Source organism: Reyranella sp. (assembly GCF_050185545.1).
Taxonomy (GTDB): domain Bacteria; phylum Pseudomonadota; class Alphaproteobacteria; order Reyranellales; family Reyranellaceae; genus Reyranella.
Window position 1 is genome coordinate 1 of the sequence record NZ_JBFWZI010000077.1, and the last position, 12,384, is coordinate 12,384.

General features: G+C 65.8%; 13 protein-coding genes and 1 pseudogene. 12 read left to right on the forward strand and 2 right to left on the reverse strand.

Going from position 1 to position 12,384, the window contains the following annotated elements; genetic code table 11:
• Window positions 1-14 precede the first annotated feature (14 nt).
• Both AB7O82_RS20225 and AB7O82_RS20230 read left to right on the forward strand, forming a co-directional pair.
• A complete protein-coding gene (locus tag AB7O82_RS20225; RefSeq protein WP_428620004.1) occupies window positions 15-842 on the forward strand; it encodes an ABC transporter ATP-binding protein in 828 nt (275 codons plus the stop codon).
• 170 nt (window positions 843-1,012) lie between these two features.
• Window positions 1,013-1,378, forward strand: a complete 366-nt coding sequence (locus tag AB7O82_RS20230) for a hypothetical protein (protein ID WP_428620006.1) — start codon at window positions 1,013-1,015, stop codon at window positions 1,376-1,378.
• On the opposite strand, the gene AB7O82_RS20235 is transcribed toward AB7O82_RS20230, so the two are convergent.
• Together AB7O82_RS20235 and AB7O82_RS20240 are read right to left on the reverse strand one after the other, a co-directional pair.
• Window positions 1,375-1,698 carry a DMT family transporter gene (locus tag AB7O82_RS20235; protein WP_428620008.1) on the reverse strand — a complete coding sequence of 108 codons (324 nt, stop codon included), beginning with the start codon at window positions 1,696-1,698 and terminating at the stop codon, window positions 1,375-1,377. The genes AB7O82_RS20230 and AB7O82_RS20235 overlap by 4 nt on opposite strands.
• 148 nt (window positions 1,699-1,846) lie before the next feature.
• Window positions 1,847-2,326: a carboxymuconolactone decarboxylase family protein gene (locus AB7O82_RS20240; RefSeq protein ID WP_428620009.1), complete on the reverse strand. Its 480-nt coding sequence runs from the start codon at window positions 2,324-2,326 to the stop codon at window positions 1,847-1,849.
• 116 nt (window positions 2,327-2,442) lie between these two features.
• Here AB7O82_RS20240 and AB7O82_RS20245 point away from each other — a divergent pair, with 116 nt between their 5' ends.
• The 10 genes and pseudogenes from AB7O82_RS20245 to AB7O82_RS20290 form a co-directional block, all read left to right on the forward strand.
• Window positions 2,443-2,667 (forward strand): hypothetical protein, encoded by a 225-nt coding sequence (locus AB7O82_RS20245; RefSeq protein WP_428620011.1) that lies wholly within the window; start codon window positions 2,443-2,445, stop codon window positions 2,665-2,667.
• 230 nt (window positions 2,668-2,897) lie between these two features.
• Window positions 2,898-4,133, forward strand: coding sequence for a phenylacetate--CoA ligase family protein (locus tag AB7O82_RS20250; RefSeq protein ID WP_428620013.1), 1,236 nt, complete (start codon window positions 2,898-2,900; stop codon window positions 4,131-4,133).
• A gap of 66 nt (window positions 4,134-4,199) precedes the next feature.
• Window positions 4,200-4,658: an N-acetyltransferase family protein gene (locus AB7O82_RS20255; protein WP_428620025.1), complete on the forward strand. Its 459-nt coding sequence runs from the start codon at window positions 4,200-4,202 to the stop codon at window positions 4,656-4,658.
• The gene (locus tag AB7O82_RS20260) at window positions 4,634-5,383 is read left to right on the forward strand and encodes a coenzyme F420-0:L-glutamate ligase (RefSeq protein WP_428620015.1); all 750 of its coding nucleotides are present in this window, start codon (window positions 4,634-4,636) and stop codon (window positions 5,381-5,383) included. Before AB7O82_RS20255 ends, AB7O82_RS20260 begins: the two co-directional genes overlap by 25 nt.
• A 106-nt stretch (window positions 5,384-5,489) precedes the next feature.
• Window positions 5,490-6,470 (forward strand): DapH/DapD/GlmU-related protein, encoded by a 981-nt coding sequence (locus AB7O82_RS20265; protein WP_428620017.1) that lies wholly within the window; start codon window positions 5,490-5,492, stop codon window positions 6,468-6,470.
• A 57-nt stretch (window positions 6,471-6,527) separates the two neighbouring features.
• Window positions 6,528-6,959 (forward strand): nuclear transport factor 2 family protein, encoded by a 432-nt coding sequence (locus AB7O82_RS20270; protein WP_428620027.1) that lies wholly within the window; start codon window positions 6,528-6,530, stop codon window positions 6,957-6,959.
• 72 nt (window positions 6,960-7,031) lie between these two features.
• Window positions 7,032-7,421: a VOC family protein gene (locus AB7O82_RS20275; RefSeq protein WP_428620018.1), complete on the forward strand. Its 390-nt coding sequence runs from the start codon at window positions 7,032-7,034 to the stop codon at window positions 7,419-7,421.
• A 977-nt stretch (window positions 7,422-8,398) separates the two neighbouring features.
• The gene (locus AB7O82_RS20280) at window positions 8,399-9,268 is read left to right on the forward strand and encodes a protein-L-isoaspartate O-methyltransferase family protein (RefSeq protein ID WP_428556214.1); all 870 of its coding nucleotides are present in this window, start codon (window positions 8,399-8,401) and stop codon (window positions 9,266-9,268) included.
• 99 nt (window positions 9,269-9,367) lie between these two features.
• On the forward strand, window positions 9,368-12,040 hold the full coding sequence (locus tag AB7O82_RS20285) for a hypothetical protein (protein WP_428620020.1): 2,673 nt from the start codon (window positions 9,368-9,370) through the stop codon (window positions 12,038-12,040).
• A 35-nt stretch (window positions 12,041-12,075) separates the two neighbouring features.
• Window positions 12,076-12,384 (forward strand): annotated as a pseudogene (locus tag AB7O82_RS20290) (alpha/beta hydrolase); the annotation flags it as partial.

The window sequence follows — 12,384 nt, forward strand, 5'->3', positions numbered from 1 at the left end:
GATGAGCCCGACGCATGGCCGAACAACTTCAGCAAGTCGCCAACGCCAACGTCATCGACGTGGCCAGCATCGAGGTTATCTACAACCACGTCATCCTGGTTCTGAAAGGCGTGTCGCTGGCGGTGCCGGACGGGTCGATCGTGGCGCTGCTCGGCGCCAATGGGGCGGGCAAGTCGACGACGCTGAAGGCGATCTCGAACCTGCTGCACAGCGAGCGCGGCGAGGTCACCAAGGGCCAGATCCATTGCCGTGGCGAGCGGGTCGACGGGCTCACGCCCAACGATCTGGTGCGGCGCGGCGTCATCCAGGTCATGGAGGGCCGCCACTGCTTCGGCCATCTCACGGTCGAGGAGAACCTGCTGACCGGCGCCTACATCCACGGCGGCAAGCGCCGGCAAATCGCCGACGACCTCGACAAGGTCTACCACTACTTTCCGCGCCTCAAGGAGCGGCGCTCGAGCCAGGCCGGCTACACCTCGGGCGGCGAGCAGCAGATGACGGCGATCGGCCGCGCCCTGATGAGCCGGCCCAACACCATCCTGCTCGACGAGCCGTCGATGGGCCTGGCGCCGCAGCTCGTCGAGGAGATCTTCGAGATCGTGAAGAGCCTCAACGAGCAGGAGAAGGTCTCGATCCTGCTGGCCGAGCAGAACACCAACGTGGCGTTACGCTACGCCCATTACGGCTACATCCTGGAGAATGGGCGCGTGGTGCTCAACGGCGATGCCGCCCACTTGCGCGAGAACGAGGACGTGAAGGAGTTCTACCTCGGCATCGGCGGCGAAGGCCGGCGCTCGTTCCGCGACGTCAAGCACTACCGGCGGCGCAAGCGCTGGCTGTAGAGCCCATCCGTTCGGCTGGGACAGCCGAACGGAATGTGTATGTTGAAACGAGTCTCCTCCGTGCGCGCCTCCTTGATGATGGAACCGCGAGCGGTTCAATCATCGAGAATCACTCTGGCACTACCGCGCAGGTAATTGCCCGTCGCCAAACCGCCGCCGATGCTGGCGGCATGTGGACTGCCCTTGCCTTCGCCGTCGTCGGCGCGATCCATCTGATGCCGATCGCGCCCGTGTTCGTGCCCGAGACCCTTTCGCGCCTCTACGGCATGGCGCCGACCGATTCGACGCTGCTGGTGCTGATGCGCCATCGCGCGGTGCTGCTGGGTCTGGTCGGGATGCTCTGCCTGTGGGCGATCTGGGCGCCGTCGGTGAGGCAGGCGGCGCTGCTGGCGGCGGCGATCAATATCGTTGGCTTTCTCGGCTTCTATGCGCTCTACGGCAATCCTGCCGGTGCCCTGCGCACCATCGCCATCGCCGATCTGGTCGCGTTGCCGCCGCTCGCCTTCGCCGCCTGGGCGACGGTGATTCGCGGCTAAGCCGAATTGTCCGACAGCTTCATGAGAATGAGACCACCGACGATCATCACGGCCGCCGCGATGCGCGAGAAGCTCGCCTGCTCGCCCAGGACGACGATGCCGAAGATGAAGGCGCCCGCCGCGCCGATGCCGGTCCATACCGAATAGGCGGTGCCGAGCGGCAGCGTCTTCATGGAGATCGACAGGAGGACCATGCTAGCGACCATCCCGACCAGGCTGATGACCGTCGGCCAGATCCTGGTGAACCCCTCGGAGTGCTTCATGGCGGAAGCCCACACGATCTCGAGGATACCCGCGACGGTCAGATAGACCCAGGCCATGTCGGCTCTCCATTACACGCCGGATGGCGATGTAGGCAGGGGATACCTGGGTTCAACCATCGCCAACCAGGGATCAGCCGTGCGCCTCGTTGCCGGGCCCTTCGGGCCGGGCAACGTTGTCGGTCGACCTCGATCGGAGCGGCCTGGCTCAGGAAGCTGCTGCGGCCACCCGCTTGGGCACGGGTGGGGCGAAGCGGAACGCCGCGCCGAGGCGATTCCAGGCGTTGATCGTGGCGATCGCTACGCTCAGGAACACCACCTCGTCCTGGCTGAAGTGGGCGCGTACGGCGGCGAAGGCCTCGTCGGGCACGCTGCGGTCGGCCAGGCGCACCAGCGTCTCGGCCCAGGCCAGCGCGGCGCATTCCCTGTCCGAGAAGATCCCGGCCTCGTGCCAGGTCGCCACCAGGTCGAGCTTCTCCTGCTTCATGCCGAGCTTGCGCGCGACGTTGAGATGGATCTGCAGGCAGAAGGCGCAGTTGTTGATCTGCGACACGCGCAGCTTGACCAGCTCGATGATCTCCTTGTCGAAGCCGGACTCGTCGGCGCACTTGCCGAGCGCCAGCAGGGCCGCCTGGGCGGCGGGCGCCGTCTTCTGGAACGTGTCGTAGGCGATACGGACATGGGACATGGCGTGCTCCAGGATATTCGAACTCTGATATATCTGCCTGAGCCAGGTTGCAAGCCCATCACGGCGCAACTGATGGTTTATTGATCGAGAGGTGATTCAGTCTTATCTTGTGATTGATGGTCGACAACCTCGAAAGTCTGGTGCTCGAGCACCTCCGCATCATCCGTTCCGGGATGGACGAGGTGCGGGAGGATATGCGTGACGTGAAGCGGCGGCTGACGTCCTTGGAGGCTTCTGTCGCCAATTTGCACGGTGACTTCGCCGGCCAGTCGGGGCGGATCGACCGCATTGAGAGCCGGTTGGAGCGGATCGAGCATCGTCTCGAGTTTCGCGACGCCTAGAGCGATTTCCGATTCGGTGGAATCGCTTGCGGTTCCACCAAATCGAAAATGCGCGAGCTGGGGGTGCTCCTTGCAAGATGCACATTCCGTTCGGCTGATCCAGCCGACCGGAATGTGCTCCAGGCCGTTTCGTCGCGCTATCGCTCTGTGACACGAGCGGAGGGCCTTGCCACCTTGGCAAGAGCCCGGCGTGGCGTCTACCGTGTCGGCCGAAGGCCGAGGAAACGCCCATGTCCAAGCACTACGACACTCTGGAAACCCGATCGCCCGCAGAGCGCGAGAAGGCGCTGATGCAGGCGCTGCCGCAGCAGATCGCCCACGCCAAGGCGCATGCGCCGTTCTTCGCCGAGTGGCTGAAGGGCGTCGATCCGGAGGCGGTCACGTCCCGTGCGGCGCTGGCCAAACTGCCGGTGCTGCGCAAGTCGGTGCTGAGCGAGGTGCAGAAGAAGGATCCGCCGATGGGCGGGCTGATCACCGTGCCGATGAGCAAGGTGCGCCATGTCTTCATGTCGCCCGGCCCGATCTTCGAGATCGACACCGACGAGCCCGACTATTTCCGCGGCGCGCGCGCCATGCATGCCGCCGGCTTCCGGCCGGGCGACGTGGTCTACAACACCTTTTCCTATCACCTGACGCCGGCCGGCATCATGATGGAGTCGGCGCTGCGGGCGCTGGGCTGCGCCGTCGTGCCGGGCGGCGTCGGCAACACCGAGCTGCAGCTCGACGCCATCGCCGCCATCCGGCCGAACGGGTATGTCGGCACGCCGTCCTTCCTCAAGATCCTGATCGAGAAGGCGGCCGAGCTCGGCAAGGACATCTCCTCGCTGAAGCACGCCTTCGTCGGCGCCGAGGCGCTGCCGCCGTCGCTGCGCCAGATGTTCATCGACAAGGGCATGACCTGCCTGCAGAGCTACGGCACGGCCGACGTCGGCACCATCGCCTACGAATCCGAGGCGATCCAGGGCATGACAGTCGACGAAGGCGTGATCGTCGAGATCGTGCGGCCGGGCACCGGCGATCCCGTGCCCGAGGGCGATGTCGGCGAGGTCGTGGTCACGACCTTCAATCGCGCCTATCCGCTGGTCCGCTTCGGCACCGGCGACATGTCGGCCGTGCTGCCGGGCCCGAGCCCGTGCGGGCGGACCAACATGCGCATCAAGGGCTGGATGGGCCGTGCCGACCAGCGCACCAAGGTGCGCGGCATGTTCGTCGACCCTGCGCAGATTGCCGAGATCGCCGCCAAGCATCCCGGACTTGGCCGCCTGCGCCTGGTGATCGACTGGGTCAACCAGGCCGACGTCATGACGCTCAAGGTCGAAGCCGGCCAGCCGTCGCCCGATCTCGAGAGGGCGATGGAGGCCACCATCCGCACCGTGTGCAAGGTCGGCGGCAAGGTCGAGTTCGCCCAGCCGGGCAGCCTGCCCAACGACGGCAAGGTGATCGACGACGTCCGCAAGTACACCTGAGGGGCGTCCGGGAGAGATGGCTGCAGTCACGTCGATCGAGATCATGATGGCGGTCCCGCTGTGACGATGCGCGATGCCCACGGGGCCGACCTCGCAGCGATACACCGCCTGATCGGCCAATTGGCCGAAGTGCCGGACGACGCCGAGTTTCGCGCTCGCTTCGAGCGCGTCATGTTGGCGCCGGAGCATCGAGTGATCGTCGCCGAACTGGATGGCGAGGTCGTGGGTGTCCTGCACGTCTTCGAGCGGCCTGCTCTCGAGAAGCCCTGCGAAGCTGTCATCCAGGCCTTGGTGGTCGACAGCAGCCGGCGGAACGAGGGCGTTGGCGAGGCGCTCATGCGCGAGGCCGAGACCTGGGCCCAGCAACGGCAGCTCGCCTCGACGGCGCTCTACACCCGCATCGACCGCGATCGGGCGCGGGCCTTCTACGAACGTATCGGCTATCGCCTCAAGGCGACGTCGCACTTCATGGGCCGCCCGGTTGTGACAAAGGACGACCCATGCCCGCGAACGCCGTTTCGCTGATTCCCGTCAAGACCCGCCCACTCGTTCCGCCTCGGGACGATCTGTGGGAGGCGCTCGCTCCGGTGTTACCGGTCTTGCAGGAGGGCGACGTGCTGGCCGTCACCTCGAAGGTCGTGGCCATTCACCAGGGTCGATGCTTGCCGATCGCCGAGGTCGGAGATCGGGAGGAACTGGTCGCGGCGGAGGCTGACGCCTGGCTGCCGCGCGCCTCGTCACGCTATGGAGTCACCCTCTCCATCAAGGACAGAACCCTGGTGGCGAGCGCCGGCATCGATGCCAGCAACGCCAACGATCACTACGTGCTGTGGCCCCTGGCGCCGAACGATGCGGCCGCCGGGATCGGACGCCGCCTCAGGAAGGAGCACGGCGTGGACAGGCTCGGCGTGATCCTGACCGACAGCCACTGCACGCCGATGCGGCGTGGGACGACCGGAATCTCGATCGGCTTCTATGGCTTCGAAGCCCTGCAGGACTATCGCGGCAAGCCGGACATCTTCGGGCGTCCTCTTGCGGTTACCGTCGCCAATCGCGTCGATGCGCTGGCGGCAGCTGCCGTTGGCCTCATGGGTGAAGGCTCGGAATGCATCCCCGCGGTCATCATTCGCGGCTGGCCGGACCTGGAGTTCAATGACGCCGCTGGTCAGGAAGGCTTTCTCATCCCACCCGAGCAGGATCTCTTTGCGCCATTGCTGCGCTGCTTTCCGGGCCTCGACCGCGCAAAGTAGCGTCGCCTCGCCGGCATTAGTTCTATTGGCCTGCAGGCTGACCAAAGGTCTCTCGTGACGCCCGGGATCACAATCCTACTGTACTGCCGAGCGTGGGAGGGGAGACATGAACGAAGAGGACAATCAGGGCGCCGTCGCCGAAGGCCTGGCAACCGTTGGCAGGGGCGGAAAGGTCCTCGACTCGTGGTTTCCGCGTCCCCGGCTGGAAAGCGGCTTCGGCGCCTGCGTGACCGAGCGTCTGTCGCATCAGGAAGCTGTCGCTACCCTCGGCAATGAAGTCGCCGGTTGCCTGGGCCACGATCCCCGGCGCGACGTCGAGGTGGTCGCCATCCGCACGCGGGTACCGTGGCTGAACCAGCCGCCAGTGGACGCCCACGATGTCTTTCTTCGGCTTCATCTCCTGAGTCACCGGCTGATCCGGCCGCACGGCGCCGACCTCGCGGGCATGTTCGGCCTTCTGAACACGGTGGCCTGGACCTCGATCGGGCCGTGCGAGGTCGAGCGGCTCGACGCTGCCCGCCTGCGCGCGCGGGCCGCGGGCCTGCTGCTTCAGGTGACGGGCGTCGACAAGATCCCGCGCATGACCGACTACGTCGTTCTGCCCGATGTGCGCGTCGCCGACGCCTCCCGCGTGCGGCTGGGCGCCCATCTCGCGGCGGGCACCACGGTGATGCACGAGGGGTTCTGCAACTTCAACGCCGGCACGCTGGGCGCTTGCATGGTCGAGGGCCGGATCAGCGCCGGCGTCGTCGTCGACGAGGCCAGCGATGTCGGCGGCGGCGCCTCGATCATGGGCACGATGTCGGGCGGCGGGACGGTGCGCATCACGGTCGGCAAGCGCTGCCTGATCGGCGCCAATGCCGGCATCGGCATCTCGCTCGGCGACGATTGCGTGGTCGAGGCGGGATGCTACGTCACCGCCGGGGCGCGGGTGCGCTGGGTCGACGGCACGGTCGTCAAGGCGCGCGAGCTCTCGGGGCGGTCGGGGCTGATGTTCTGGCGCAACTCGCAGACCGGGGCGCTCGAGGTGGTGGTGCGGGAGAAGATCTGGGGCAAGCTCAACCCCGAGCTTCATGGCGTGCCCTGACCGGCAGTTTCCCCATTCCGTCACATGCAGGCCATACGCGTACTTGGAGAGCAGATGATGGAACCCAGCGTGCGGAAGCTCTTCGACAGGTACGAAAGCGTCTTCAACCAGTCTCTCCGCGGCGACGTCGACATGGATGAGGTCGCGGCGCTGTACGCTTCCGAGTTCATCGCCGCCTCGCCCGCCGGGGTGAGGGCTGGAAAGAACGACGATCAATTCGAGCAGGCCATGACGCAGGGCTATGCCCGCTATCGCGCGATCGGAACGAAGGAAATGCGGATACGCAATGTCCACCTTTCTCCCATCGATGACCATCATTGGGTGGCCCATGTCGCTTGGACGGCAACCTATGCCCGCAAAGATCAGCCGGACCTTGCGATAGACTTCGATGTTCACTACTTCGTCCAGAAGCTCGACGGAGAGCCGAAGGTTTTCGGTTGGGTCTCGGGCGATGAGCAGGCGCTTCTACGGGAGCACGGCATCGTCTGAAATCCGCGTTGCACCTCGGCGAAAGTTCGCATTGAGATGCAACCTGCTGCACCAGCCTCGGACAGGTGATCCATGGACCCTGCTACTGTCAACGTTCGCTACCTGGTCGAGAACGTCGAGGCCGCCGTGCAATGGTACACGAGGCATCTCGGCTTCACGCTGCTCTCGAACCAGGCCCCGGCGTTCGCCGACGTGAAGCGTGGAGCGCTGCGGCTGCTGCTCAGCGGACCGTCGAGCTCGGCCGGGCGCCCGATGGCCGACGGCGAACGCCCGGGACCAGGCGGATGGAACCGCATCCATCTCATCGTCCCCGACCTCGTTGCCGAGGTATCCAGGCTGCGGGACGCGGGAGTCAGGTTCCGCAACGACATCGTGAAGGGACCAGGCGGAGCGCAGATCCTTGCGGTCGATCCTTCCGGCAATCTCGTGGAGCTGTTCCAGCCGGCGGCGCGCACGGCATAGCGCCACCCGCGGCCTGCCGGCCCCAGGGCGTCGCCCGCGGCCAGGGTCTCGGGCCTCAGGGCAGGGGCAGCCGAAATCGACAAGACGGGCTGTCATCCCGACAGGAGCCGGGCTCGGCGCCGGCCGTGCGCGCAGCTGACGGGACGCATCCTGAAGGGGGCCTCGGGCGAGCGTGCAACGATTGCACTCGCTCGTGGCTGCAGGAGCGAGCCAGTTCGGCCTGCCTGCCTGCCCGGGCAGGCGGTGTCGTGATAGTGCTCCCGGTGAAGTTCCGGGCGAACCGACGGAAGGGACTTGCAGGCGGAAGGACCCGCCCGTGAGCGTCCCGACGCAACGCTCAAAGCGTCCGTCGGGGCGTCCGGGAAGTGGAGCGTGCAATTGATTGCACGAGCTCGTGGCGGCAAAGGCGATCGCATTCGGCTTGCCTGCCTGTCCGCGGCCGAGGTGTCGTGATAGCGCGTACGGGAATGATTGGATGCGAACCAGAGGAGACGATTGCGATCGCCGGCGCCGACTCAAACCAACACCTCGCCGACGCAATCCTGCTCCGTTGCGTCACGGCCAAGCTCTTGATTTCAAAGACCAATGACGCAATGACGCAAATGACGCAAGATTCCACACGCTGGATCTCTTCCGGGTCGCGGGCGTTCCCGTCGCTTATGAAGGGCGCATTCGCATGTGGGTCGGTCCGACGATGTGCGCGACCTGGGCGGCCTTCCCGGCGGACTCGGCGCGCAGGCAGCGGACGGCAGGGCCGCCGCCGGCAGGGCCTGGGGGGCGGTGCGGCGGAGAAGTCGACGAGTCATTCGGTTTTCTCGCTGTTTTCCTCGCGTCAGGCGTTATCTCCGGCGCGCGCATGCTGGCAAATCCGCCACAATTCCCGTATCAAGTGAGGGTGCGGTCGCCCCCGAAATCGCCGGGCTTTTCCGGTGGTTTTGCCCCTCTTTGATCCCGGGGTCCGTGCCAAGGAGGATATCTTGAAGAGGCGTACCTTCGTCTCCGGCAGTGCGGCGCTGGCAGCTGCCGGTCTTGTGTCGCCGGCGTCGGCCGCGACCATCAAGCCCTATAGCTGGGACCTCAATCCGCCGACCGACACGCGCGACAATTTCATCGCCTGGGGCAAGGCCCGCGGCGAGGATCCGATGTTCCTCGGGCAGCGCTGGGATCGCTTCCAGGCGCTGGTGAGGAACAAGGATCTGTGGGGGCAGGCCACCATCCGCGCCTTCCTGCTGACGCCGCGCGAGGAATTTTCGGCGATCAACCCGGCGATCCACAAGCGTGCCTACGAGCATGCCTTCCTCGACATCGGCTACGGCGTGACCATGTCCGGCCCGCACATCCAGGGCCGCATGACCAACGTCATCGACGTCAAGCGCGGCGAGAAGGTGCTCGAGATTGGCACCGGCTCGGGCGTGCAGTCGGCCTATATCGCCAACCTGACCGAGAACGCCTACACGATCGAGATCATCGCCCCCTTGGCTCAGCGCACGCGCGGCCTCTACGACAAGCTGATCGACAAGGGCTACACCGAGTTCAAGCACATCAAGAGCAAGGCGGCCGACGGCTATTATGGCTGGCAGGAGGCCGCCCCGTTCGACAAGATCATCGTGACCTGCGGCATCGACCACGTGCCGCCGCCGCTCCTGCAGCAGCTCAAGGCCGGTGGCCTGATGGTCATCCCGGTCGGCCCGCCGGGCGCCCAGCGCGTCCTCAAGGTCACCAAGACCCAGGGCGCCGACGGCTCGATCACGACCAGCCGCGAGGACATCTACGGTGGCAAGATCGTGCCGTTCGTGCCGTTCACCAAGCTCGAAGGCGAAAAGATCGTCGGCACGCACAATCGCTGAACACGCCACTGGGCGCTGACGACGCCCCCCGGGTAGCCGGGCGCGATGGACGCGCGGCTACCCTCGGCCGCAACGACGGCCCAACGACGGAGTCCCCTCTTGACCGTTACGGTCGATCTCGACAATCGCCCGCCGCTATCCTTCTATCTGTCCGTCGGCCTGGTTGCCGGCAGCATCATCGCGCTGCAGATCGGCATCATGCGGGTGTTCTCGGTCGGCAGCTGGGCCCATTTCGGCTCGCTGGTGGTGAGCCTCGCCATGTTCGGCTTCGGCCTGACCAGCGCCGTGATGTGCGTCGGCAAGGGCTGGTTCGAGCGCCACTGGGAAGGCGCGGTCAGGGGAGCGCTGCTGGCATTCGGGCCGCTGATGGTGGTGTGCAACCTCGCCGCCCAGCAGGTGCCATTCAACGCCATCTTCCTGGTGTCCGACCCGATGCAGAAGTGGCGGCTGTTCGCCAACTTCGTGCTCTATTTCCTGCCTTTCCTGGCGGGCGCGCTCTATCTCGGCGTGGTCTTCCTGAAGGCGCGGAAGACCTTCAACCGCGTCTACTTCGCCGACCTTGTCGGCTCTGGCCTGTGCGGGCTCTCCGTGCTGCTCGCCATGTACGTCTACCGGCCCGACGACCTCATCATGGCGCCGCTGTTCCTGTGGCTGGCGGGCGGCGTCCTGTGGTTCGTGGCGCTCGGTGATCGACGCGGCATCCTGGCGATCGTCATCGTCGCGGTGCTCTCGGCCGCGGTGCACTACCTCGCGCCGTCCATGCTCGGCATCCCCAAGCTCACGGTGTCGGACTACAAGGGCGTGTCCTACGCCCGCAAGTTCCCCGACAACAAGCGCACCTACGAGCGCGCCTCGCCGTTCGGCTACCTCGAGGTCTACTCGAGCTCGTACCTGCACTTCGCGCCCGGCCTGTCGGACAACGCGGCCTTCAACCTGCCGAAGATGCCGTCCAACGCCTATCTCGGCCTGTACATCGATTCGGAGGGCCCGTCGGGCATCATCAAGGACCTGCCAGCCGACGAGACGGCGTATTTCAGGTTCCTGCCGATGTACTACCCGTACATCCTGAAGCAGAAGCCCGACACGTTCGTGGTCCAGTTCGGCGGCGGCATCTCGACGGCGGTGGCGCTGAAGTCGGGCTCCGAGCACGTCACGGTGGCCGAGGGCAACCCGGCCGTGCTGACGGCATTCCGCGAGGACAAGGGCCTGCGCGACTTCACCGGCGACGTTCTCAACAACCCGAAGGTCACCGTCATCGACTATGACGGCCGCCTCTACGTCGCCCATACGAAGAACCGCTACGACATCATCGACCTGTCGCTCGCCGATTCGGCCGGCCTGTCGAGCCCGGGCGGGTTCTCGATCGTCGAGAAATATTCATACACGCGCGAGGCCATGAGCGCCTATATGCGGGCGCTGAAGCCGGGCGGCATCCTGTCGGTCACCTTGTGGAACAAGGAGGAGCCGCCCAAGTCGGTGCTCAAGCTCTATGCGACCATGGTAGCGGCGGCGCGCGACGTTGCCGGCGAGGAGGGGCAGCCCGACATCGCCAAGGACTTCTACGTCGTCTCGTCCTATCTCTCGACCGCCACCGTGCTCTACAAGCGCGGCGGCTTCACGGCCGAGGACATCGCCAAGCTCAACGCCCACACCAAGGCGATGTCGTTCGACGCGATCTACTATCCCGGCATCAAGGTCGACACGTCCGACCTCCAGCAGATCCTGCAGGACTACCACGACCAGTTCTTCTTCTCCGGCACGCCGCCCGATCCCACCGGGCCGTCGGAGAAGGAGCCCAGCGACAAGCCGCCGCCGGGCATGACGCCGACGCCGCCGGACAGCAAGGAAGAGGCCAAGGACGCTGCGCCACCGGAAGGGCCGCGTGTGCCGGCAACGGTTCTGGGTCGACTCGCCTGGCATTATCTGCTGAGCGGCGGCTGGCAGAAGGTCGCCGACGAGTACGTCTTCGACACCCGCGTGCTGACCAATCATCAGCCCTACTTCGCCGCCTACATCAAGGTGAAGGACCTGCTGAAATTCACCGACCGGCTGGAGCTGGTGCAGGACGAATGGGGCTACCTGCTCCTGTGGGCAACGCTGGGCATCGCCGCCGTGTTCGCCTTCACTCTCGTGCTGTTCCCGGTTATCTTCGGCTGGCGCACGATATTCAGTCGCTATCCGGGCAAGTTCGGCACGATGATCTATTTCCTCTGCCTCGGCCTCGGCTACATTATCGTCGAGGTGGGCATGATCTCCCACTTCATCCTGGCGCTCAGCAACGCCACGGTATCGGCGTCGGTGCTGATCACAGGCATGCTGGTTTTCTCGGGCATCGGCAGCTTCTTCTCCGAGCGCTACCTCGACCGGGCGCGTACCGTCATGCCGCGCATCTTCCTGGCGATCTTCGCCATCCTGACGCTCTACGCCTTCACCATCGACTATGCGCTCGACTGGATCGGCACGCTGCCCTATGCCCTGCGCATCGTGCTCTGCCTGCTGCTGCTGTTGCCGCCGGCCTTCCTGATGGGCTTCCCCATGCCGACGGCGATGACCACACTCGGCCGGCTCGGCAAGGACCACATGTTCCTGTGGGCGTGGGGCATCAACGGCTGCTTCTCGGTGATCGGCGCGGCCCTGGTGCCGATCGTGGCGACGAGCTTCGGCCTGCCCGCCGTGGTGCTGGTCGGCGCCGTCGCCTATCTGGTGGCGCTGCCCGCCTTCTTCTCCGTGCTGATGCCGCTCCAGGCGGAGCGGCGTCTCGCCGTCGCGTGAAGCGGCGGGCGCTTCTCCTTGGCGTTGCCTTGCTGATGCCGACGGCCGCCGGCGCGAAGACGGCGAAGCGGCCAAAGAGGCAGTCGCCCAGGAAGTCGGCGGTTGCGCCGGCATCCACCTCGACGGCGATGCGGCCGCTCGTGCAGGCGCGCTCGCAGCTGGTCGGTTTCAACGCCTCGGCTTTTCCCTATCGCGGCTTTCTCCCGGGCACCACCAAGCCCTTCCTCGATGCGCGCGACGGCCGCAAGCGCGGCCACACCAGCCTGCGCGGCGAGGTGTTCTGGGAGACGACGACCTACAGCGATCGCCGCTCGCTGCTCTACCTTCCGCCGGGGTTCGATGCG